This window comes from Desulfohalovibrio reitneri, assembly GCF_000711295.1.
In the GTDB taxonomy this organism is placed as follows: domain Bacteria; phylum Desulfobacterota; class Desulfovibrionia; order Desulfovibrionales; family Desulfovibrionaceae; genus Desulfohalovibrio; species Desulfohalovibrio reitneri.
On record NZ_JOMJ01000004.1, the window covers coordinates 677,086 to 700,020 of the forward strand.

22 protein-coding genes and 1 tRNA gene are annotated in these 22,935 nt (G+C 65.4%); 8 read left to right on the forward strand and 15 right to left on the reverse strand.

Annotated features, from left to right (window positions below):
* Positions 1–11: 11 nt before the first annotated feature.
* The 10 genes from N911_RS0115750 to N911_RS0115800 all read right to left on the reverse strand — a co-directional run bounded on the left by N911_RS0115750 (position 12) and on the right by N911_RS0115800 (position 9,812).
* Entirely contained in the window at positions 12–1,298 is a 1,287-nt protein-coding gene (locus N911_RS0115750; RefSeq protein WP_029898826.1) for a phenylacetate--CoA ligase family protein, read from the reverse strand.
* 28 nt (positions 1,299–1,326) lie between these two features.
* A complete protein-coding gene (dnaB, locus tag N911_RS0115755; RefSeq protein WP_081859290.1) occupies positions 1,327–2,769 on the reverse strand; it encodes a replicative DNA helicase in 1,443 nt (480 codons plus the stop codon).
* Entirely contained in the window at positions 2,741–3,316 is a 576-nt protein-coding gene (gene rplI, locus N911_RS0115760; RefSeq protein ID WP_029898829.1) for a 50S ribosomal protein L9, read from the reverse strand. Before rplI ends, dnaB begins: the two co-directional genes overlap by 29 nt.
* A gap of 10 nt (positions 3,317–3,326) precedes the next feature.
* Entirely contained in the window at positions 3,327–3,587 is a 261-nt protein-coding gene (rpsR, locus tag N911_RS0115765; RefSeq protein ID WP_029898830.1) for a 30S ribosomal protein S18, read from the reverse strand.
* A 2-nt stretch (positions 3,588–3,589) separates the two neighbouring features.
* Positions 3,590–3,898, reverse strand: coding sequence for a 30S ribosomal protein S6 (gene rpsF / locus N911_RS0115770; protein WP_029898833.1), 309 nt, complete (start codon positions 3,896–3,898; stop codon positions 3,590–3,592).
* Between the two features lie 259 nt (positions 3,899–4,157).
* Positions 4,158–5,264: a DegT/DnrJ/EryC1/StrS family aminotransferase gene (locus N911_RS0115780; protein WP_029898835.1), complete on the reverse strand. Its 1,107-nt coding sequence runs from the start codon at positions 5,262–5,264 to the stop codon at positions 4,158–4,160.
* The gene (locus tag N911_RS0115785; RefSeq protein ID WP_029898837.1) at positions 5,265–6,029 is read right to left on the reverse strand and encodes an enoyl-ACP reductase FabI; all 765 of its coding nucleotides are present in this window, start codon (positions 6,027–6,029) and stop codon (positions 5,265–5,267) included.
* Between the two features lie 9 nt (positions 6,030–6,038).
* Positions 6,039–6,935 carry a phosphoribosylaminoimidazolesuccinocarboxamide synthase gene (locus N911_RS0115790; RefSeq protein ID WP_029898839.1) on the reverse strand — a complete coding sequence of 299 codons (897 nt, stop codon included), beginning with the start codon at positions 6,933–6,935 and terminating at the stop codon, positions 6,039–6,041.
* Positions 6,932–8,251, reverse strand: a complete 1,320-nt coding sequence (hisD, locus tag N911_RS0115795; protein ID WP_029898841.1) for a histidinol dehydrogenase — start codon at positions 8,249–8,251, stop codon at positions 6,932–6,934. Before hisD ends, N911_RS0115790 begins: the two co-directional genes overlap by 4 nt.
* Positions 8,252–8,411: 160 nt before the next feature.
* Positions 8,412–9,812 (reverse strand): outer membrane homotrimeric porin, encoded by a 1,401-nt coding sequence (locus N911_RS0115800; protein ID WP_029898843.1) that lies wholly within the window; start codon positions 9,810–9,812, stop codon positions 8,412–8,414.
* A gap of 221 nt (positions 9,813–10,033) precedes the next feature.
* Here N911_RS0115800 and uvrC point away from each other — a divergent pair, with 221 nt between their 5' ends.
* Together uvrC and N911_RS0115810 are read left to right on the forward strand one after the other, a co-directional pair.
* Positions 10,034–11,821, forward strand: a complete 1,788-nt coding sequence (uvrC, locus tag N911_RS0115805) for an excinuclease ABC subunit UvrC (protein WP_029898845.1) — start codon at positions 10,034–10,036, stop codon at positions 11,819–11,821.
* An 80-nt stretch (positions 11,822–11,901) separates the two neighbouring features.
* Positions 11,902–13,587, forward strand: coding sequence for an FG-GAP repeat domain-containing protein (locus N911_RS0115810; protein ID WP_029898847.1), 1,686 nt, complete (start codon positions 11,902–11,904; stop codon positions 13,585–13,587).
* An 89-nt stretch (positions 13,588–13,676) separates the two neighbouring features.
* Here the strand turns inward: N911_RS0115810 and N911_RS0115815 are convergent, their stop codons facing one another.
* The 3 genes from N911_RS0115815 to N911_RS0115825 are packed head-to-tail and all read right to left on the reverse strand — an operon-like array spanning position 13,677 to position 15,690.
* A complete protein-coding gene (locus N911_RS0115815; protein WP_029898849.1) occupies positions 13,677–14,402 on the reverse strand; it encodes a metal-dependent hydrolase in 726 nt (241 codons plus the stop codon).
* Between the two features lie 11 nt (positions 14,403–14,413).
* Positions 14,414–14,983 carry a UbiX family flavin prenyltransferase gene (locus tag N911_RS0115820; RefSeq protein ID WP_029898851.1) on the reverse strand — a complete coding sequence of 190 codons (570 nt, stop codon included), beginning with the start codon at positions 14,981–14,983 and terminating at the stop codon, positions 14,414–14,416.
* Positions 14,984–15,006: 23 nt separating this feature from the next.
* Complete coding sequence (locus N911_RS0115825; RefSeq protein ID WP_035105627.1) at positions 15,007–15,690, reverse strand: O-methyltransferase; 684 nt, start codon at positions 15,688–15,690, stop codon at positions 15,007–15,009.
* Between the two features lie 91 nt (positions 15,691–15,781).
* Between N911_RS0115825 and N911_RS0115830 the strand changes: the two genes are divergently transcribed.
* From N911_RS0115830 to N911_RS0115855, 6 genes are all read left to right on the forward strand, one after another.
* Positions 15,782–15,858: transfer RNA gene (locus N911_RS0115830), tRNA-Arg, on the forward strand.
* A 209-nt stretch (positions 15,859–16,067) separates the two neighbouring features.
* The gene (locus N911_RS0115835; protein WP_029898855.1) at positions 16,068–16,805 is read left to right on the forward strand and encodes an IclR family transcriptional regulator; all 738 of its coding nucleotides are present in this window, start codon (positions 16,068–16,070) and stop codon (positions 16,803–16,805) included.
* 23 nt (positions 16,806–16,828) lie between these two features.
* The gene (gene betC / locus N911_RS0115840; protein ID WP_029898857.1) at positions 16,829–18,355 is read left to right on the forward strand and encodes a choline-sulfatase; all 1,527 of its coding nucleotides are present in this window, start codon (positions 16,829–16,831) and stop codon (positions 18,353–18,355) included.
* A 53-nt stretch (positions 18,356–18,408) separates the two neighbouring features.
* Positions 18,409–19,530 carry an anaerobic sulfatase maturase gene (locus N911_RS17155; RefSeq protein WP_035105631.1) on the forward strand — a complete coding sequence of 374 codons (1,122 nt, stop codon included), beginning with the start codon at positions 18,409–18,411 and terminating at the stop codon, positions 19,528–19,530.
* A gap of 32 nt (positions 19,531–19,562) precedes the next feature.
* Positions 19,563–20,483: an ABC transporter substrate-binding protein gene (locus N911_RS0115850; protein WP_029898861.1), complete on the forward strand. Its 921-nt coding sequence runs from the start codon at positions 19,563–19,565 to the stop codon at positions 20,481–20,483.
* A 181-nt stretch (positions 20,484–20,664) separates the two neighbouring features.
* Entirely contained in the window at positions 20,665–20,937 is a 273-nt protein-coding gene (locus tag N911_RS0115855) for an amphi-Trp domain-containing protein (RefSeq protein WP_029898863.1), read from the forward strand.
* Positions 20,938–20,943: 6 nt separating this feature from the next.
* On the opposite strand, the gene N911_RS0115860 is transcribed toward N911_RS0115855, so the two are convergent.
* Together N911_RS0115860 and glpK are read right to left on the reverse strand one after the other, a co-directional pair.
* A complete protein-coding gene (locus tag N911_RS0115860; RefSeq protein WP_202593884.1) occupies positions 20,944–21,375 on the reverse strand; it encodes a cupin domain-containing protein in 432 nt (143 codons plus the stop codon).
* Positions 21,376–21,379: 4 nt separating this feature from the next.
* Complete coding sequence (glpK, locus tag N911_RS0115865) at positions 21,380–22,891, reverse strand: glycerol kinase GlpK (protein ID WP_029898866.1); 1,512 nt, start codon at positions 22,889–22,891, stop codon at positions 21,380–21,382.
* Positions 22,892–22,935: the final 44 nt, after the last annotated feature.

Sequence of the window (22,935 nt, forward strand, 5' to 3'; positions counted from 1 at the left end):
CCTGTGGGCGGTTAGCGCAGGTCGCGGACGCGCTGCGCCTTGCCTTCCCCGGCCGGCAGATGTCCCCGCTGGACCAGCTCCACGCGGGGGGTGATGAGAATCTCGTCCCGCAGGCGGGAGGCGATGCGTTTCTGCAGCCCGGTCAGGGCGCGCATGTCCTCCACGAAATAGTCGTCGGTGATCTCCACCTTGACGGTGAAGTCCTCCCGCGTTCCCTGCCGGGTCAGCTCGATGAGGTAGTTGCCGCCCACTTCGCTCATGCCCATGAGCACCTGCTCCACCTGCATGGGGTAAATGTTCACGCCCTTGATGATGAGCATGTCGTCGGAGCGGCCGGCGATGCGGTCCAGGCGGCGGTGGACCCGGCCGCAGGCGCATTCGCCAGGCAGAAAGCGGGTCAGGTCGCGGGTGCGGTAGCGGATGAGGGGCATGCCATCACGGGAGAGGGTGGTCATGACCAGCTCTCCGATTTCCCCCTCGGACACGGGTTCCAGGGTCTCCGGGTTGAGGATCTCGGCGATGTAAGCGTCTTCCCAGAGGTGCATGCCGCATTGCTCCTCGCATTCGAAGGCCACGCCGGGGCCGTTCATTTCCGAGAGGCCGTAGGAGTTGTACGCCTTGCAGGCGAAAAGATCTTCGATGCGGCGGCGGATTTCCTCGGTGTGGGGCTCCGCGCCGATAAGGGCGATGCGCAGGGGCAGGGAGGCGGGATCGATGCCTTCGGCCTGGAGGAATTCGGCGAAGTACAGGGCGTAGGAGGGGATGATGTGGGCGCAGGTGACATTGAAGTCGCGCAGCAGCTTGACCTGGCGGCGGGAGTTGCCCGCCCCGGCGGGAATGGTCAGGCAGCCCAGCTTTTCCGCGCCGTAGTGGATGCCCAGGCCGCCGGTGAAGAGGCCGTAGCCGCTCATGTTCTGGAAAATGTCAGAAGGCCGGACTCCGGCCATGTGCAGGCAGCGGGCCATGAGCGAGGCCCAGGTGTCCAGGTCCTTGTGGGTGTAGAGGACCGCCGTGGGCGAGCCCGTGGTGCCGGATGAAGCGTGCAGGCGGACCAGCTCGTCCACTTCCACGGTAAGCATGCCGTAGGGGTAGCACTCGCGCAGGTCCTGCTTGGTGGTCAGGGGCAGACGGGCGATGTCGTTGGGCGAGGAGATGTCGTCCGCCGAGATTCCGGCCTCGTCCAGAACCTTGCCGTAGAAGGGGGAGCGGGCGGCCCGGGCCACGGTTTCGCGCAGTCGCTGTGTCTGGAGGCTACGGATTTCGTCGCGGGAAAGGCCTTCCTCGGCGTGCAAGAACACGGTGGCGGACTCCTGCTTTTTGCTGTGGTCAGCCGCCGGTGGGCATGAATTCCGACGGCTCGGGAATGAGGGACAGGTCGCCGAAGCTGGTGCTCGGCCCGTGGAAATGCAGCTCCAGCTCGCCCACGGGGCCGTTGCGCTGCTTGCCGATGATGATTTCGGCGATGCCCTTTTTTGGCGACTCCTTATTGTACACCTCGTCGCGGTAGATGAACATGATCATGTCCGCGTCCTGCTCAATGGCGCCCGACTCGCGCAGGTCGGAAAGCATGGGCTTGCGGTTGGAGCGCTCCTCCACCTTGCGGTTGAGCTGCGAGAGGGCGATGACCGGGATGTCCAGTTCCTTGGCCAGGGCCTTGAGGTTGCGGGAAATGTCGGAAATCTCCTGCTCGCGGGAGTCGATGCGGCGGGAGGCGCGCATAAGTTGCAGGTAGTCCACGATGACCATCCCCAATCCCTTCTCCTTCTTCATGCGGCGGCAGCGAGCTCGCAGCTCCAGCACGGACAGGGCAGGGGTGTCGTCGATGTAAATGGGCGCGGGGGAGACGATTTCGGCCGCGTCGTACAGCCTGGACCAGTCGTCGTCGCCAAGGTGCCCCCGACGCATGTGGGAGAGGTCCACCCGGCCCTGGATGCAGAGCAGGCGGGAAACGAGCTGTTCCTTGCTCATTTCCAGGGAGAAGAGGAGCGTGGGGACCTCGTCCACGCTGCGGGCGGCGTTGAGGGCCAGATTCAGGGCGAAGGCCGTCTTGCCCATGGACGGGCGGGCGGCGATGATGACCAGGTCTGACTTCTGGAAGCCGGCGGTGTACTCGTTGAGCTTGGTGTAGCCGGTGTCCACGCCGGTGATGAGTTCGGTGCGTTCGGAGCGGGCGGTAAGGTCCTCGAAAACCGAAGTGACGATGTCCCGCGACGAGGCGATGATCTCGGAGGAGCGTTTCTCCGCGATGGAGAAGATGGTCTGTTCGCTCTCGTCGATTAGGGCGTCGATGTCCACCCGCTTCTCGAAGCTCTCCGAGACGATCTTCAGACCGGCCTCGATGAGCTGGCGCTGGGAGGAGGTGTCGCGGACTAGGGCGGCGTAGTGCACCGCGTGGGCCGCGCTGACAATGGAGGAGACCAGTTCGGCCAGGTACGGCTTTCCCCCGGCCTGGTCCAGCGACTCCATGCGCTCCAGTTCGGCCGAGGCCGTGACCAGGTCCATGGCCACGCCCTTGCGGTCAAGCTCCTTGAGCGCGCGGAAGATCAGTCGATGGGCGGGGGAGTAGAAGTCGTCCTCGTTGATGACCTCGAGGACCTGGGAAAAGATGGAGTTTTTATGGAAAACCCCCCCCAGAACCCCTTGCTCGGCTTCGAGGTTATGGGGGGGGACTTTGCGCAGCAGATCGGAGGAGGCCCCGGAGGCCTCCCCCGGCTGGGAACCAAGTCCCTGAAAGGAACCGCTATTCGGGCTGCTCGGTTTCGGGCTCAGAGGACACCTCGGCTTCCTCGCCCTCCACGGGCTCGGGAGTGGCGGGCTCGCGGGCTTCCACCGGGGCTTCTTCCAGGGAGGCGATCTCTTCCTCGAAGGAACCGCCCTCGCGCAGGACCTTGACCGTGACGGTGGGAGAGACCTCGGGGTGCAGCTTGACCGGAACCTCGTATTCGCCCAGGGCGCGGATGGGGGAGTCGAGCTGGATTTTGCGCTTGTCCAGATCGACCCCCTGCTCGGCCAAGGCGTCGCCGATCATGGCGGAGGTGACGGAGCCGTAGAGCTTGTCGTTCTCGCCGACACGCACCCGGATTTCCACCTCGGTCTCGTCGAGCTTTTCGGCTTGGCTCTTGGCCTCCTGACGGATCTGCTCCATCTTGGCCTCGAGCTTCTTGCGCTCCACCTCGAACGCCCTGGTGTTGGCGCGGGTGGCGCGCATGGCCAGTCCCTGGGGTATGAGGTAGTTGCGGGCGTAGCCGTCCTTGACGGTGACGTGGTCGCCCACGCGTCCCAGGGTGTCCACGTCGGCGCGGAGAATGATGTCCATGACGCTCCTCCTAGATGGTCCGCTTGCGCACGTGGGTGGCGTGCACAGTGGTGTAATACAGCAGGGCCATCTGCCGGGAGCGCTTGACTTCGCGGGTCAGCTTGCGCTGGTGCTTGGCGCAGGTGCCGGTGATGCGGCGGGCGATGAGCTTGCCACGATCGGTGATGAAATCGCGCAGCACGTCGGGGCGCTTGTAGTCGAGTTGGATTTCCTTGTCGGCGCAGAACCGGCAGAACTTCTTGCGGGGGGTGAAACGCTTCTTGAACGCCATGGCTAAGCCTCCTGGGGCACGAACGTATCGGCCAGCTTGACGGTCATGAACTTGAGGACGCCATCGGTGATGCGGATGTTGCGTTCCAACTCGGTCACGGTGTCGCCGGCGGCGGCGTATTCCAGCCGGATGTAGTAGCCTCGGGTCTGCTTGCGCACGGCGTAGGCCAGATCGCGCATGCCCCACTCGTCGGCCACCAGCAGGCTGCCGTCCTCGCGGGAAAGGATCCCGGTCAGGTTGTCCAGAATGCCCTTGCGGTCGTCCGAGTTCAGTTCCGGACTGAGCAAGAGAAGGGTTTCGTACTGACGCATGCTCTTCCTCCTTATGGTCTGTACGGCCCGGCGCCGGGGGCGGCGTCGAGCAAGGAATTGAGCCTTTTAGGAGCTTTGCGTTCCCTTGTCAAGCTAGCTCGATTTCCCGTCTTTCCGGTCGGTTGCCTTGTCCTTGGGCCGCGTACCGCAGCCCTTGTCGGAAGGCGCTCAACCGATTCCCATGCGCGGGAAGACGATCCGGTTGAGCACGATCCAGAGTACGACCACGGCCACGAGGCCGATTACGTCCCAGGTCATGTCAGACTCCGTAGTGCTCCCGCACCGCGGCGCAGACTTCCTCGACCCGCTCGTCCGCCAGCCCCGGGTAGAGGGGGAGGGAGAGCAGTTCGTCCACGACCGTCTCGGTGAAGGAGAGGTCCAGGGCGCCTTCGCACGGCGCCCGGTTGAGGGTGAACATGGGCTGGCGGTGGCCGGGCACGGGGTAGTGGACGCCCGTGCCGATCTCCCGCTCGGCCAGGTGGCGCTGCAGGGGCTCCCTCTTGGGAACTCGCACGGCGTAGAGATGGGCCACGTGCCCCTCGTCCACTTTGGGCAGGGTCAGCGGGGTGCCGGCAAGCCCTTCGGCGTAGAGTCCCGCCAGGCGGCGGCGTTCGGCGTTGTCCGCGGCTAGGCGCGGCAGGCGGGTGCGCAGCGCGGCGGCCTGGGTCTCGTCAATGCGGGAGTTGTAGCCCGGCCGGGTGGAGACGTAGCGGGGGTGCTCGCCGTACTGCCGCAACAGGCGCAGCGTCTCCAGCCTGTCGGCGGACTGCGAGCAGATCGCCCCGGCGTCGCCCAGGGCTCCCAGGTTCTTGGTGGGATAGAAGCTGAAACAGGCCGCGTCGCCCGTTTCCCCGGCTCGCAGACCGTCGCGGCTTGCCCCATGGGCCTGGGCGCAATCCTCGATGAGATAGAGCCCCTGCTCCCGGCAGAGGGCGTCCAGGCCGCGCATGTCGGCCATGGAGCCGTAGAGGTGAACGGCCAGCACCGCGCGGGTGCGGTCGCTCGTGGCCGCTTCCACCGTCTTCGGAGTGATTGTCAGGGTCTCGGGATCCACCTCGCAGAAGGCGGGGATGGCTCCCACGGCCAGCACGGCGTGGTAGCAGGGCGGGGCTGTCAGGGCGGGCAGGATGACCTCTTCCCCGGGCGAGACGCCCACGGCCTCCAGGGCCAGGGTCAGGGCGTCGGTGCCCGAGGCGCAGGCCACGGTTCCGGCCAGCCCGGACCAGTCGGCGAACTCGCGCTCAAAGGCCTCGGTCTCGCGGCCGCCCAAAAACCAGCCGGAGTCCAGCACGCGCGCCAGGGCGGCGTTGATTTCCGCCCGCTGGGGGGCGAGTTGCGCGGCCAGGTCGTTGAAGGGGACGGCCATCTACATGCCCAGGATGTTGTAGCCCGAGTCCACGAAGACCACCTCGCCGGTGACGCCGGAGGAGAGGTCGGAGGCCAGGTAGACCGCGGTCTTGCCCACGTCCTCGGTGGTCACGTTGCGCTTCATGGGGGCGCGTTCCTCAATGGTCTTGAGGATGGAGCGGAAGCCGGAGATGCCGCTGGCGGCCAGGGTCTTGATGGGGCCGGCGCTGATGGCGTTGATGCGCACGCCCTTCTCGCCCAGGTCCACCGCCAGGTAGCGCAGGCTGGACTCCAGGGCGGCCTTGGCCACGCCCATGACGTTGTAGTTGGCCACCACCTTGTCGGAGCCGTAGTAGGTCATGGTCAGCACCGAGGAGTCTGCCGCCAGCAGGGGCTCGAAGGTGCGGCACATGGCCACCAGGGAGTAGGCTGAGACGTCCATGGCCAGCTTGAAGCCGTCGCGGGAGGTGTCGATGAAGCGGCCTTGCAGGTCGTCGCGGTTGGCGAAGGCGATGGAGTGGACCAGGATGTCGAACTCGCCCCAATGTTCCTTCACCGAGGCCGCGGCCTGTTCCAGGCTGGCGTCGTCGGTGACGTCGCACTGCAGGGTGAACTCGCCGCCAAGCTCTTCGGAAATGGGGTCGATGCGCTTTTTGATGGCTTCCGAGGCGTAGCTGAAGCCCAGCCGCGCGCCGTTCTCCTTGAACTGCTTGGCGATGCCGTAGGCGATGGAGCGCTCGTTGGCCACGCCGAAGATGAGGGCCTTCTTTCCGTCCAGCAGCATGTCGTTCTCCTAGGTTGCGAGCTTGGAGCCGGTCAGCAGCTCATAGATTTGCATGTAGGTGCGGCTCATGCGGTCGATGAGCTCGGCGGGAAGGGGCGGTCCCGGAGGGGTCTTGTCGAAGCCGATCTCCTCCAGGTAGTCGCGCAGGATCTGCTTGTCGTAGCTCTTCTGCCCCCTGCCGGGCTGGTAGTCGGCCAGATCCCAGAAGCGGGAGGAGTCCGGGGTCAGGGCCTCGTCGATCCACAGCAGTTCGCCCCCGGCCACGCCGAATTCGAACTTGGTGTCGGCGATGATGATGCCGCAGTTGCGGGCGTAGTTGCGGGCCTTCTTGTAAATGTCCAGGGAGAGCTTTTCCACCTCGCCCAGGACATCGCCGCCCATGAGCTTTCCGGCCTCCTCCACGGTGATGTTCTCATCGTGTTCCCCCGCCTCCGCCTTGGTGGAGGGAGTGAAGAGGGGCTCGGGCAGCTCCTGGGATTCCACCAGCCCTTGCGGCAGGTCGTGGCCGGAGACCTTGCCGGTGCGCTGGTAGTCCTTCCAGCCGGAGCCGGTGATGTAGCCGCGAATGATGCACTCCACGGGCAGGGGCTTGGCCTTCTTGACGATGACCGATCGGCCGCGCAGGTCCTCGGCGTAGGGTTGCAGGTAGTCCGGGTATTCCTCCACGTCGCGCAGGCGCACGTGGTTGTGCACCAGGTCGCGGAAGCGGTCCATCCAGAACAGGGTGATCTGGTTGAGCACCGCGCCCTTGTAGGGGATGGGATCGGGCAGGATGACGTCGAAGGCGGAGACCCGGTCCGTGGTCACGATGAGCAGCTCGTCGTCGGGCAGCTCGTAGATGTCGCGGACCTTGCCCCGGGAGACCAGGGGGATGCCGGGAATGTCTGTGCGGCTGACGATGTTCATTGCTTTCCGTCCTTGCTGCGGATTTCCACCGCGCGGGCATGCGCCTCCAGCCCCTCCAGCCGGGCCAGCCGGGCGATGTCCTCGCCGAAGCGCTCCAGATACTCGCGCGGGGTGCGGATGAGGCTGGACTTCTTGAGAAAGGTTTCCACGGATAGGGCCTGGTCGAAGCGCGGGGTGCCCATGGTGGGCAGGATGTGGTTGGGTCCGGCGAAGTAGTCGCCAACCGGCTCCGGCGTATCGTGCCCCAGGAAGATGGCCCCGGCGTGGCGTATGAGGCCAAGCCAGGCGAAGGGGTCGCGCACCGCGATTTCCAGGTGCTCCGGGGCCATGGCGTTGACCACCCGGCAGCCTTGCTCCAGGTCGTCCACCAGCACCACCGCGCCCCAGTCATCCAGGGCTTGCCGGGCGATGTCCGCCCGGGGCAGGGCGTCCCGCTGCCGCAGGAGTTCGGGCATGAGCTGTTCGGCCAGTTCCGGGCTGTCCGTGACCGCCACCGAAGCGGCCAGCGGGTCGTGCTCGGCCTGGGAGAGCATGTCCGCGGCCAGGTGGGCCGGGTCGGCGGAGTCGTCTGCCAGGATGGCGATCTCAGAGGGACCGGCCAGCATGTCGATGCCGATGGTGCCGATGAGCAGCCGCTTGGCCGTGGTGACGAAGATGTTGCCCGGCCCGGTGACCACGTCCACGCGGGGGATGGTCTCGGTGCCGTAGGCCAGGGCGGCCACGGCCCAGGCGGAGCCCAGGGCGTAGACCTCCTCGATGCCCAGCAGGTGCGCGGTGGCCAGGATGTACGGGTTAACTCCGCCGTCCCGCAGGGGCGGGGTGGTCACGGCGATGCCTTCGACCCCCGCCACCTGGGCGGGCACGGCGTTCATGAGCAGGGAGGATACCAGCGGTGTGTCGCCGCCAGCGCCGCCGGGCACGTAGAGCCCGGCGCGGTCCACCGGCCGGACGATCTGCCCCATTATGGAGCCGTCGTCCTCCAGCGACCACCAGGAGTTCTGGGTCTGGCGCTGGTGAAAGGCGCGGATGTTCTCAGCCGCCCGGGCGATGATCTCCATGTCCCCGGCGGGAACCTGTTGGGCGGCCTCGGCCATGCGGACCGGGTCCACGCGGATATGGTCCGGGTCGAAGCCCGGGCAGTCGAAGCGGCGGCAGTAATCCACAAGAGCGGCGTCGCCCTTCTGGCGAACCTCGCTGAGGATATCGCGGACTTTGGTCTCGATGGACTGGTCGGCGGAGGCGGAGCGGCCCGCCAGCCAGGCGGTGAAGTCGGTGATGTCGTCCAGTGTGCGGACCGTGAATTGTCGGCAGGGCATGGTGAAACGTCCTGTTTTGAAAAAAAGCGGGCCGAAGCGAACAGCCCGACCCCGCGCGGCAGGATAGCCAAGGACCGGGGTCTTGTCGAGATGGAAGTGAAAAGGGCCGGAACCCGAAGGTTCCGGCCCTTGTGGCGTCGGTTGGTGGCGAATCAGGCTTCTAGAACTTGTACTTGAAGCCGGTGGTGAAGCGCCAGGCGGTCTCGGTGTCGTCGGCGTAGGTCGGGGCAGCGGCCTGCCAGGTGTCCTCGTCGACGTCCAGGCTGGCGATACCGAAGTTGGCGAACATGGCGAGGGACTCGTACACTTGGTAGGTGTTGTTGAAGTCCAGCTCCCACATGGAGTCCTCGTCGGTCATCACGGCGCCCAAGTACTGGCCGGAGCCCAGGTTATTGATGTTCGCGGCGTTGCGGCCCTTGACGGCGTCCTCATCGGAGGTGCCCTGGGCGTAGAAGACCACGAACTGGTGGGTCAGGTCGGGGATGAACTGGATCTGGTCCAGGTTCAGGCCGACGGCCCACTTGGACAGCCAGGACATGGTGGAGTCGGCGGAACGGCCCATGGGATCGCCCAGGGTGAAGGAGCCGGGCACGTTGAAGCCGTTCTCGTCGTTGACCCACTGCACGCCGAAGTAGCGCTCGTCGCCGTTGTCGGCGTCGTCATCCAGGCCGGAGGCGTAGAAGCCGAACAGGCTGGGCACCATGAAGTCCAGGCCGGTGTACTCAACGGCCAGGTCGGCGATGTAGCCGTTACGGTCGTTCTGGCTCTCGCCGTACTCGGAGGCGGAGTAGTGGAAGTCACCGTAGAAGTTGAAGTCCTCGACAACGTCCACCTTGATGCCGATGCCGGCCCACCAGGCGGAGTTCTGGACGTCGTCCTCGGCGGTGGAGTTGTAGGAGTTCCACAGGCCGTTCAGGCCGGAGTCGTTGCCCACGGTGGCGATGGCGCCGTAGGGGGACAGGCTCACGCCCTCGAAGGTGAGGGGCAGGGCCAGGTAGAACACGTCGGAGGTGTTGTTGTTGTTGTCGGCAACGCGGCCGCCGTTGGCGCCGTTGGAGCCGGGGCGGAACCAGCCACCGGTGGCGGCGACCATGTCGTTGAAGCGGTAGCTCAGCAGGGCGCCGGCCACGTCAGCGTCCAGGCCGGGGTTGCCGAAGTAGCCGGCATCGGGCAGGCCCAGGGGGTAGAAGCCGACCTGGGTCAGCAGCTCGGTGCCGGGCCAGTTCCACTCCACGTAGGCGCGGTCGAGCTCCACGGCGAAGTTGTCACCAACGGTCTTTTCGTCACCGAAGTCATCGCTGCCGGTGGTGAAGCGGGTGAACATGGACACGTTCTCGTTGGCGGTGAAGCGGAAGTCCATGCGGGCGCGCTGGCGGATGCCGACGTGCTCCTCGTCATTGAGGGTGTTGTCGTCGTCCGCAGAGCGGAAATCCTTGTGGTTCCAGTAGTTGAAGCTCATCTCGTAGTCACCGCTCGCGTACACCTGCACCTCGGCGGAGGCCATGGCCACCGAACCGAGGACGAGGGCGGAAGCGAGGGCGAGCAACAGAAGTTTTTTCATTTCCTTCTCTCCCTTTTCTTGCCTTGTTTTGCCATGTGGGGCCACCAAACAAACGCCGCGGGCTTGAGCCCACGGCCATTGCCTACCCGCATCGAAAGGCGTTGACAAGACCTTTGCGTCACTTTTTTTGACGCGGGTGCAATTTTTTTTACCGTGCAAATTTCTTGACCCGGTCCACGAACCCTGGACAGCCCGCGCGGCGGGATTACACTCCCCGTCCCATGGACCCGGCCGACATCCTTCCAGACCTGCCCCAGGACCCCGGCGTCTACCTCATGCACGACGCCTCGGGACGTATCATCTACGTGGGCAAGGCCAAGAACCTGCGCCGCCGCGTGTCGTCCTACTTCGGGCCGCCCGAGCGGCTGACCGCCAAGACCAGGGCCATGGTGTCGCGCATCAACAACATCCGCACCCTGGTCACCTCCACGGAGAAGGAGGCGCTGCTTCTGGAGGACAGCCTCATCAAGAAGCACCGTCCGCGCTATAATATCCTTCTGCGCGATGATAAGCAGTACGTCCTCTTCCGCCTGGACAAGCGGTCCGACTTTCCCCGGCTGTCCATTACCCGCAACGTCAAGAAGGACGGCTCTGTCCATTTCGGTCCCTTCACCTCCGCTGCCCACGCCAAGCGCACCTGGCGGACCATCGGCCGCGTCTTTCCCCTGCGCAAGTGTTCCGACAGGGCCATGCGCAACCGCACGCGCCCCTGCATCTACCATCATATGAACCAGTGCTTGGCTCCGTGCTGCCTGGGCGTCCCGCCAGAGGAGTACCGTCGCGTGGTGGCCGACGTGGAGATGCTGCTGAGCGGCCGCTCCAGCGAGCTGGCCGAGCGGCTGCAACGTGAGATGGAGTCCGCCTCCGATGCGCTGGATTTCGAGCGGGCGGCGCTCATGCGCGACAGGTTGCATTCGGTGGAGGCCACCCTGGAAAAGCAGTCTGTGGTGCTGCCGGACGGCGGCGACCTGGACGTCATGGCCCCGGTGGACCTGGGCGAGGGCGGCGCGGCCCTGGGGCTGCTGTTCGTGCGGCAGGGCAGGCTGCTTGGTGGCAAGGGTGTGCTGCTGCCGGGGGTCGCTTTCGAGGACGCGCGCGAATGCGCGGCCAGCTTCCTTACGCAGTACTACGGGCCTGGCCGTTTCATGCCGCCCTCGATCATCATGCCCTGGCCGCCGGACGACCCAGCGGTGGTGGAGGCGCTGGCCGAGCGGCGCGGCGGCCCGGTCACGGTTCGCCCGGCACGCACCAGCCAGGAGAAGAGCCTGCTGGCCATGGCCCGGCGCAACGCGGCGGAGGAGGCGGCCAAGCGGCCGAGCGTACAGCTCAGCCTGTCCCGCGCCCTGCGGCTGGAAACCGAGCCGGAGCGCATCGAGTGCGTGGACGTCTCCCACCTGGGCGGCACCGGCACCAGGGTGGGCATGGTGGTCTTGGAGGACGGCGAGCCGCGCAAGAACGCCTACCGGATCTACTCCATCGACGACGCCTCCGGCGACGACTACCGCGCCCTGGCCGCCTGGGCGGAGAGGCGGGTGGAATCCGGGGAGCCGTGGCCGGACCTGGTGGTCATCGACGGAGGCAAAGGGCAGCTCGAGGCCGTGGGGCGCGCGTTGCGGGAGAATGGGATGGAATGGGAGCTGGCCGCCATCGCCAAGGGGGAGAGCCGCCGCGCAGGCGAGTTGGAGGACCGGATTTTCCGCCCGGGACGCAAGAATCCCATGCCGCTGAAACCCGGTTCGCCGGAGTTGCTGCTTTTGCAGAGGTTGCGGGACGAGGCGCACCGCTTTGTGCTGGGGCGGCAGCGAAGGAGCCGCTCGGGCGAGGCGCTTTCCAGCGAATTGCTCAGCCTGGACGGGGTGGGGCCCAAGACGGCCCGCATCCTGTGGGAGCATTTCGACAGCCTGGAGGCCATGACGGCCGCCGCGCCGGAGGACCTGGCCGCCCTGCCGGGCATTGGAGCCAAGAAGGCGGAACGGCTGCACAAGGCCCTGCGGGGCCTGCGGGCCTGACAAGCCGCGCTTTACCTCTTGCCGTGGAGGCTGATAATGTGCCATTTCCCGCCGGACACACCTCAAGGAGATCGACCAGCATGAAACGCATTGTGCAGCTCGCCGCGCTGCTGCTCGTATTCGTTGCGGCCAGCCCGGCCCTGGCCCAGCAGGGAAAGACTTTCAGCGTGCTTCCCTTCGAGATCAACGGTCCCGAGAAGTACGCCTACCTGTCCAAGGGCATCCAGAACATGCTCTCCTCGCGCCTGTCCTGGCAGGACAGGCTGCGCTCCATTCCGCCCGAGGAAGTGGCGGAGAACCCCCAGGGCAAGGCCGAAGCGCTGCGCGACATCAAGTCCCTGGGCGTGGACTACCTTGTTTGGGGCAGCGCCAACATCATGGGCGAGAACGTCAGCCTGGACATGATGGTGCAGGACCGAGACGGCAGGCAGTGGCCCAAGAGCGACTCCGTTCCCCTGGCCGACCTCATTCCGCGCATGGAGGAGATGGCCCGGCAGGTGAACGCCGAGGTGTTCGCCAAGCCGTCGGCCCGGGTGGCGGAAAAGAAGAACGCCGAAGGGGAGACCCAGGGCGCGCGCGTGCTCAACCCCGAGCTTGTGCAGAACAAGACCCAGGGCGGCGCGGTGCAGGAGGGCGAGGAATTCACCCTTAACCCCGCCTTCCGCTACCAGAACGTGCCGCAGGGGCAGGGCAAGTGGCGCAGCCAGGGGCTGCCCTTCGCCTCCGTGAACATGCAGGTGCGTGATCTTGACGGCGACGGCCGCACCGAAGTGGTGGTTGTCAATGAGGAACAGCTTATCGTCTTTCGACGGGAGGCGGGCAAGCTGCGCCGGCTGGCCGCGGCCGACCTGCCCAAGCGTTTCACCCTGTTCCGCATGAGCCTGCTGGACACCGACCGCGACGGCCAAGTGGAGATATTCGCCTCCGGCTACACCGGAGGCATCTACATGGTGAACCAGTTCAGCGAGGGCAAGGCCCTGACCTTGATCTACACCTTCGACCAGGGCTCGCTGACCATGCAGAACGACGGCGTCGAACTCTTCATGGCCGCCCAGAAGCTGCCCCCTTCCTACACCTACGTCCTGGTCGGACAGCGCATGGGTGCCGACGCCCTGTTCAGCGAACCGGTGCACGAGGTGATGCGCCGCGACGGGGAATATGTCCTGGGTCCGCGCATAAATCTTCCCAAGAACGCGTCTCCGTTCAACTTCGCCTTCCTGCCCGCGGACGGGAATATCAACAAGATCCTTGGCGACGAGGACCACCTCAGCGTCTACAACAACCAGAATGAACAGTTGGCCAAAACCGGTGAGGAATACGCCAACTCCATCATCGCCTTCGACATGCCCAGGCGCGTGGGCGGATTGGGCGTGGCGCACGGAGGCAGCGGCATGGAGGAGATCACCATGGTCATCCCCACCCGGCTGGTGCTGCACAGCGTCAACCAGCAGGGCAGGCGCGAGTTGCTGGTGGCCCGCAACATCTCCACCGCGGCATCCTTCTTCCAGCGCTACCGCAACTTCCCCTACGGCGAACTGCACTCCCTGTACTGGGACGGTGTGGGGCTGTCCGTGGACTGGAAAACCAGGCGGCAGAACGGCGCCGTGGTGGACTATGACCTGGCCGACATCGACAACGACGGCGACGAGGAATTGTGCCTGGCCGTGAACACGCACACCGGAGCTGCGGGCATCGGCAGCCAGCGCACGGTGGTGCTGGCCTTCGACCTGAACACCGGGAATTTCGCCTCCGGTTCGGGAAACTGAACCGCGCGAATACGCGTTGTCCCGCATGAGAAAAGCCCCGCGCCGGATTCCGGCGCGGGGCTTTTCTCATTTGCGCGCGGGCGCGGGGTTTAGTCGCAGCCGCAGGGCTCTCCGGCGTTCTCCGGCGGGGTAAGTGTAACGCTTTCGCCGGGCTGCATGGGCACCAGTCCACAGCGGGGGGCCAGCCGCTCCAGTTGGCCCTGGAAGCGGTCGGTGTTCTGTTCCAGTATGGGGAAGGTGCCCCAGTGCATGGCCACGGTGCGGCGGCAGCCCAGCAGCCGTGCGGCGTAGGCCGCCTGTTCCGGATCCATGTTGAAGTGGCCGTCTATGGGCAGCAGGGCCAGATGGATGTCGTGGAACTTGCCGAACAGCTCCATGGACGAGAACAGGCCTGTGTCCCCGGCGTGGTAGAGGCAGAAGCCGTCCGGCAGGGTGAGGATGAAGCCCGCGGCCACGCCCGTGGCAGAGGAGTGCATGGCCTGCACCATCTTGGCCTTGAGCCCGGCCGCGTCCACGGTGCCGCCGATGTTCATGCCCAGGCACTGCTCCTGCGGCAGCCCCAGGTCCTTGAGCTTGCCGCAGACGTCGAACATGGCCACGGCCGTGGCCCCGGTGCGCTGGCAAATCTCCAGAGCCTGCCCCATGTGGTCGTCGTGGTCGTGGGTGATGAACACGGCGTCCACGCTCTCGATGCTTTCCGCGCCGGTTCCGGCCGAAGGGTTGCCCTCGAAGAAGGGGTCGATGAGGACGGTCTTGCCGTCAGCGGTGCGCAGTTGGAAATTCGAGTGTCCGTGCCAGGTGAGGGTGTGCGGCATGGTTCGCTCCTTCAGCTTCCCCAGGGTTTGATGAGGTCGTGCTCCACGCCTAGATGGTCCAGCACCCGCGCGGCCATAAAGTCAACCAGGTCGTCAACGGTCTCCGCGCGGCCGTAGAAGGCCGGGGCCGCGGGCATGATGGTCGCCCCGGCGCGGTCCGCTGCCAGCATGTTGGACAGGTGCGTGGCGTGCAGCGGGGTTTCCCGCACCATGAGCACCAGTGGCCGCCGCTCCTTGAGGGTGACGTCGGCTGCGCGGTGGACAAGGTTGCTGCCCAGGCCGGAGGCGATGGCCGCAAGACTGCTCATGGAGCAGGGAACCACCGCCATGCCGTGATGGGACCAGGAGCCGGAAGCGGGCGGCGCCGCGATGTCGTCCTGCCCGTACACGGCCCAGGCGGCCCGCTCCAGGCGGCCCATGCCGCCGTCGGTCTCCAGGGCCAGAACCCGCTGGGCGGCGTCGGAGAGAAGCAGGTGCAGCTGGACGCCGTCGCGGCCGCCCAGGAACTCGGCTAGGCGGATGGCGTAGGGCATGCCGCTGGCCCCGGTGACGGCCAGGAGAATGCGTCTGGTTTCGGGCATGGAGTCTCCTTTGGCCCGGAATGCTAGCCCATTTGGGACGTGGAGGAAAGCGGGCGGCGGAAAACCGTGGTCTCCCATACGCCGTTGGCGAAGCGGGTGTATTCCCAGCCCCGCAGCATGGCGAAGATGGGCGCGTATTTGGGCCACTCGGAGTTGTCCAGGACAAGCAACCCGCCGGGTTTGACCCGCTCGCGGGCGTTGGCGGCGCAGGCCACGCGGGCTCGGCCGTCCACCAGAATCATGTCGAAGGACTCCTCCGGGAACTCCAGCACGGAATCGGCGTAAGCGGCGAATTCCGGCTTGCGGAAGCACAGGTCCTGCTCGTCCCAGGCCGGGGGGCGGGAGTCCGGTTCCGCGTACGGAGTGTTGGGCTCGATGAAGCGCAAGTCCACGTTGTCGATGCCTTCGCGGGCCAGCCAGCGGGTCAGTTTGAGGTTCCACTTGGCCTTGTGCTCCAGGGTGGTCACTCGGTCTACGCGGCGGGCGAAGAAAAGAGTGGAGCGGCCGCCGCCCCACTCGAACACATTGGACCCGGGGGTGAGATGCTCCCGAAGCATGCGTACCGCGCCGGAGTTGAGCCAGGGGTACTCCGGGCGCAGGCGCATGCGCGCCTTGACCGGCATGTGCAGGAATTCGCGCAAAACGGTCTTGATCAGGCGCGTGGAGAGCGGCTCGGCGGAGTCGGGGCGGACGACGGGCAGATACATGGCCGCGGCACCATAGCCGGACCTTCCCCCGCTGGCAACGCTCCACTTGACAACCAATGCCCTGGACCCTACAACCACCTTCCTCGCAAGCGGGCAATTAGCTCAGTTGGATAGAGCGCCAGCCTCCGGAGCTGGAGGCCGCAGGTTCGAATCCTGCATTGCCCACCACGAGATTTTCGCCAAAGGGGCCGCAAGCAACGCTTGCGGCCCTTTTTTTGTGCCGCCGCCCTCTCCTGGCGTGGCGCTCCATCGGAATCCCATCCCGTTCAATGCCTTATGAAGGAACTGTCGCGTAGGCCGGCGAACTTGACAGAGAGCGATTCCTTACGTAAAAACTACACAAATAGAAAGTTAACTACGCAAATGAGTAGTAGCGAGTGAGCCAATCGACGTTAGCCAGAGCCCTGTTCGTCATGGACGAGGTGAGCAAGAGCCCCCAGGGGCTGCGCTTTTCCGAAGTGCAGACCGCGCTTGGCAATCCCAGTCCCACCACGGTGAACAAGATTCTCAAGGAATTGACCGCGGCGGACGCTCTGAACAAGTCCGCCGACGGCCGCTACGTAGTGGGCATGAAGGCCTACTTCTGGGGCAAGGCCGTGACCGCCCGCCAGGGACCCATGCGGACCGTACGCGAGCGCATGGCCGACCTGCACCAGCGGTTCGAGGCCTCGGTGAACCTCTTCACCTGCTCCGGGGATCACATGTTCTGCCTGGAGAGCATCATGTCCCCGCAGTCGCCCACCCTGTGGCCCGCGGGCAAGGGACTGCCGCTACGGCTGCCGGTCATCGGCTCCATATTTTTCTTTACCAGGGAACAGCTGGACGACGACGCGTTCCTGCGATCCGAGCTGGAACGCCATCGCCCCCGGCTGGACCTGGAGGACGTTCGCGCCATGATCAACGACGCCCGCGAGTCCGGCATGCAGCACGACGCCGGGCTTTTCTACCCCGGGGTGTATCGCATGGCCGTGCCGCTCATGGATCAGGGCAGCGTGTCCATGGTCATGGGGCTGGGCGTGCTTGAGGCGCATCAGGAACAAGACGGTGTGATGTCCCGCATCGCCTCCGCCATGCGCGAGGCCAAGGTGCACATCGAACAGGAAATGAATACGTAGAAACGACGGAAAGGAGTTATTGGATGGCTGAACAACGCCCCAACATACTTGTAATCCAGTGCGACCAGATGGCCGCTTCGGCGCTGTCCTGCTACGGCAACCGGGTCAGCAAGACGCCGCACATCGACTCGCTGTCCGAAGACGGCGTGGTATTCACAAGCGCCTACTGCAACAGCCCGCTGTGCGCACCCTCGCGATTCTCCATGATGGCCGGGCAGTACCCCTCCCGCATCGGCGCCTACGACAACGGCGCGGAGTTCCCGGCGGACATCCCCACTTTCGCCCACTACCTGCGCGCCAACGGCTACCGCACCACCCTGTGCGGCAAGATGCACTTCGTGGGCGGCGACCAGATGCACGGTTTCGAGGAGCGGCTGACCACCGACGTCTACCCCGCGGACCATGGCTGGACACCCGACTGGTCCCGGCCGGAGCACCGCTTCGACTGGTGGTACCACAACATGGACAGCGTGGTGGACGCCGGACACAACGAACGCGCCAACCAGATCGACTTTGACGACGAGGTGGGCTTCCAGGCCGAGCGGCACGTCTACGACATCGCCCGCGACAAGGATGACCGGCCCTTCTGCATGACCGTTTCCTTCACCAACCCGCACGATCCGTACATCTGCCCCAAGGAACACTGGGACAGGTACGACCACGACGAGATCGACATGCCTCGCGTCGGACACATTCCCTACGACCAGTGCGACCCGCACAGCCAGCGGCTTCGCCACGCCTACAAGATGGGCGAGGGAGAAATGGACCCCGAGGACATCCGCAACGCCCGCCACGCCTATTATGGCCAGATCAGCTACCTCGACGACAAGATCGGCCGCATCCTCAAGGCGCTGGACGACACCGGCATGCGCGAGAACACGGTCATCATCCTCACGGCCGACCACGGCGACATGCTGGGCGAGCACGGCCTGTGGTTCAAGATGTCCCTGCTGGAGGACTCCGCGCGGGTGCCCTTCGTCATGAACGGCCCCGGCCTGAAGAGCGGCCGGGTGGCCAAGCCGGTTTCCCTGGTGGACCTCATGCCCACCATGATGGACCTGGCCGGAGCCCCGCAGCTCCAGGACCCGTCCGACAACATGGACGGCACCAGCCTGCTGCCCCTGGCCAAGGGCGGGGACGACCCGGACCGCCCGGCGGTGATCACCGAATACCTGGGCGAAGGCGCGGTGTCCCCCATGATCATGATCCGCGACGACCGCTACAAGTACATCCACTGTCCGGTGGACCCGCCGCAGCTCTTTGATCTGCAAGAGGACCCGGAAGAGCTGGACAATCTGGCCTGCAAGGCGGAGTACGCCAGCATGGTGGAAGAGTATCGGGCCAGAGTGCGCGAACACGTGGACCTGGAGGAGCTCGACCGCAGCGTGCACGCCAGCCAGAAGCGCCGCCGCATCGTTTTCGAGGCGCACATGACCGGCAAGCACACCCCCTGGGACTACCATCCGCCCTGCAAGGCGGCCAACCAGTACATGCGCAACCATCTCGACCTCAACGACGTCGAGGCCTGCTCGCGCATTTGCGGGAGATAAGGCCGACTACCCGGCCGTCCCGCTTCGGCGGGGCGGCCGGACCAGCTGAGATCATGCGACCCTTTTCCCTGCTCATAAAACCGGCGGCTGCCGACTGCAACCTGCGCTGCGACTACTGCTTCTACCTGGACAAGGGGAAGCTGTACCCCGGCGCGCGGAAGCACCGCATGTCAAACGAAACGCTGCGGGCGCTTCTTTCCAGCTATCTGGAGACACCGCAACCGGTGCACTCCCTGGTTTGGCAGGGCGGCGAGCCAACCCTCATGGGCGAGGCCTTTTTCCGCAGCGTCACAGAGGAGCAGAAGCGGCTCGCCCCGCGTGGCGCCCGCATCGCCAACAGCCTGCAGACCAACGCCACCCTGGTGAAGGAAGGGCTGGCCGCCCACCTGGGCAAATACAAGTTTCTTGTCGGCTGCAGCATAGACGGCCCCGCCGACCTGCACGACGCCTTCCGCCGGACCACCTCCGGCCGTCCCACCCATGCCAGGGCGGTGCGGGGAGCTCGCACCCTGGTCAAACACGGCGTGCCGGTCAACGCGGTGGCCCTGGTTTCCGCAGCCAACGTGGACTCGCCCCGACGGGTGTACCGCCACCTGCTGGAGCTGGGGTTCGGGCATGTGCAGTTCGTGCCCTGCGTGGAGTTCGACGAGTCCGGAGAGCCCCTGCCCTTCACCATCACCGGGGAACAGTGGGGGGAGTTCCTGCGGGGCGTGTTCGAGGAGTGGCATGGCCGGGGGCACTGGAACGTCTCCGTGCGCAACTTCGAGTCCGTACTGGCCAAAATGGCCGGTGCTTCCGCCGGTGAGTGCCGCCTGTGCGAGCAGTGCGATCAGTACCTGGTGGTGGAATACAACGGCGACATCTACCCCTGCGATTTTTACGTGGACGAAGAACACCGCCTGGGCAACGTGCACGACATGTCCCTGGCCGAGGCCAGGGAGACCCAATTCTACCAGGCTTTCACCACCGCCAAGTCCCGCCTGCCCGAGGGCTGCTCCGACTGCGACCATCTTTCGCTGTGCATGGGGGACTGCCCCAAGTTCAGGACGGGTGCAAGCGGGGCAGCGAGTTGGCTTTGTCCGGGCTGGCGGATGTTTTTTCAGACTACGCGGGAACGGTTCGAGTCTCTGGCTCGAGCCATTGCCGCGCGGCAATCCGGTATGCCGCGCGGTTGACCCCGCTTCGCAAACCCAACCAAGGAGGATTCATGAAACGTGTAACCACATGCCTGACTCTCGTGCTGTCTTTGCTGCTGTTCTGCGCGACCGCCCAGGCGGCTGACCAAATCCGCTTCGGTGTGCCGCCGTGGCCCGGAGTCGAGGTCAAGACCGAAGTGGCCAGCCAGATTCTGAACACCCTTGGCTACGAGACCGAATCCCTGCAGATCGGTCCCCCGGTCATCTACAGCAGCTTCTCCTCCGGCGAGGTGGATGTGTTCCTGGGCGGCTGGGTGCCGCAGCAGAACTCCCTGCTTAATCCACAACTTGAAAGTGGCGCGGCGGAAATCGCCCAGACCAACCTGGACAATGCCCTCATCAGTCTGTGCGTGCCCAAGTACGCGGCCGAGGCGGGCGTGAAAAGCTTCGCCGACCTGGACAAGCACGGCGAGAAGTTCAACCGCCACATCTACAACATCGAGGTGGGGTCGCCCATGCACACCGCCATGGACGAGATCATCGCCAACGACGTGGCCGGGCTGGGCGACTGGCAGCAGACCGGCACCACCACCTCCGCCATGCTCATGGAAGCCAAGAGCCGCATGGACAACAAGGAGTGGGTCGCTTTCGCCTGCTGGCGGCCGCACTGGATGAACGTGAAGATCGACATGGCCTACCTTGAGCCCGTGCCCGGCACGGAAAAGTTCGCCAGCGAGTCCAAAGTGCACACTGTAGTGCGCGGCGGTCTGAAGGACACCCATCCACAGGTCTACCGCTTCCTCAAGAATCTGAAGGTGGACTCCCGGACTCAGAGCCTGTGGATCATGGATTACGGACAGAATGAAATCCCGGCCGACGAGGTGGCCGCCGAATGGATTTCCGCAAACAAGTCCACCGTGGCCAAGTGGCTGGATGGCGTGAAAGCGGCTGACGGCACCCCGGCCATGGAGAAGATCGAGCAGGCTTTCTAACTACCGCCATTCATCAGGGGAAGGTGAATGCCCGTCCTTCCGCCGCGCAGCCGTGCGGCGGAAGGGCGAAGGGGCCGCGGGCTTTGGCTTGCGGCCCCTTTTTTTGCTCGCGGCCCGGTCGGTTGTGCTTGCCGGAGGGCGAAAGGCGGGGTACTTGGTGGATAATCCAAAGGAGTGCGTCATGCCGGAAAAGGTGCTGTTCAAGAGCGAGGAACCGTCCAGCCGTGGAGACGCGGCGAAATTTCTCCGCCAACTGGCGGACAAGGTGGAGTCGGGGCATGTGGTGCTCAAGCAGGCGGGGGAGGAAACCTCCCTGGACCTGCCGGAGAACTTGACCCTGGAAGTGAAGGCGGAACAAGAGATGAAGCCCGGCCGTGCCGGCAAGATGAGCCTGGAAGTGGAAATGGAATGGACGCCGGGCGAGGAGCCCAAGGGCGGCGTGGAATTGGCCTGATACAGATCACTTCACGGTGATCTGCTCGCCTTTCTCCCCGGCGTAGAAAACGATGATTTCCGCCGGTTCGTCGCCGGTGTTTTCGCCGTGGTGCCAGGTATCCACCACCTCCACGATGGGCTGCCCTGCGGTGAGGCGGAGGGTGTCCCCGGCCTCGGTGGTCACGGTCAACTCCCCGCGCAGCAGCACTCCCGCGTTGATGACGGGGTGGGCGTGGCGGGGCAGTTTCGCGCCGGGCGCGATTTCGATGCGCAGGATGGTGATCTGGGGCTGGCCGTCTCCGTAGGCGGGCAGCTCCGCGCCGTTCCAGCTGTGGGTGGTCTTGGCCAGATGCCGGACGGTGATTCCGTTTCCGCTGTCCGCCAGGACGGTCGAGGCGAAGGCCAGGAGCAGCCCGGCGGCCAGACACGCTGCCAGCCGCCGGATATGTCCGGCCACGCGGCTATTCTTCCCAGCCAAAACTGCGCTCCACGGCCATCTTCCAGCGACGGTAGCCCTCGGCGCGTTGCTCCTCGGGCATGTTCGGGGTCCAGCGCTTGTCCTCTTCCCAGTTGTTGTAGAGCTCCTCGCGCTCCGACCAGAACCCGGTGGCGATGCCCGCGCAGTAGGCCGCGCCCAGGCAGGTGGTCTCGGAGACCTTGGGGCGGATGACCGGCACGTCCAGCACGTCAGCCTGGAACTGCATGAGCAGCTCGTTGGCCACCATGCCGCCGTCCACCTTGAGGACCTTGAGTTCCGTGGTGGCGTCCTTGTTCATGGCCTCCACGATGTCCTTGGTCTGGTAGGCGGTGGCCTCCAGCACGGCCCGGGCGATGTGGTTCTTTGTGGTGTAGCGGGTCAGGCCCACCATCACCCCGCGCGCGTCCGGCCGCCAGTAGGGGGCCAGCAGGCCGGAGAAGGCGGGCACTACATAGACCCCGCTGGTGTCCTCCACCTTGGCGGCCAATTCCTCCACCTGGGGCGCGGTCTCGATCATCTCCAGGTTGTCCCGCAGCCACTGCACCAGCGCACCGGCCAGGGCAATGGGCCCTTCCAGACAGTAGGAAGGCTTTCGGCCGCTGAACTGGTAGGCCAGGGTGGTGATGAGGCCGTGGGAGGACATGACCGGCTCGTGCCCAGTGTGCATGAGCAGGAAGCAGCCGGTGCCGTATGTGTTCTTGGCCTCGCCCGGGGTGAAGCAGGTCTGGCCCACCAGGGCGGCCTGCTGGTCGCCAACCGCGCCGCAGACCGGAATGCGCGCCCCCAGGGGGCCGGACTCCGAGGTGGGGCCCCAGGTCCCCTCGTCCGAGGAGGGCACGATGCGGGGCAGGCAGTGGCGCGGCAGGTCCAGCACTTCCAGGATGGAGTCGTCCCAGGAGAGGGTGCGCAGGTTCATGAGCATGGTGCGCGAGGCGTTGGTCACGTCGGTGACGTGCGCTCCCCCTTTGGGTCCTCCGGTGAGCCACCAGATGACCCAGGTTTCCATGGTGCCGAAGAGGGCCTCGCCCCGCTCGGCCGCCTCCCTGGCCTCGGGCACGGTGTCCAGAATCCACTTGAATTTGGGGCCGGAAAAGTAGGTGGAGACGGGCAGGCCGGTGATGTCGCGGAAGCGGTCCTGGCCGCCCTCGGCGATGAGTTCCTTGCAGATGCCGTGGGTGCGGGCGCACTGCCAGACCACGGCGTTGTTGTACGGTTTGCCTGTCTTGCGGTTCCAGACGACCGAAGTCTCCCGCTGGTTGGTGATGCCGATGCCCGCCAACTGCTTGCCGGAGATGCCCGACTTGGTCAGGGCCCCCTTGATGACCTCCTGGGTGTTGGCCCATATCTCCATGGGGTCGTGCTCCACCCAGCCCGGCTTGGGGAAAATCTGCCGGTGTTCCTTCTGGTCCATGCCGGCGATGCGCCCCTTCTTGTCGAAGAGGATGAATCGCGTGCTGGTGGTCCCTTGGTCGATGGCTCCGATGTATTCGGCCATGGGCTCGCCTCCCCCGGTCTTGCCGTCCTGAAAAATCAGCTGGA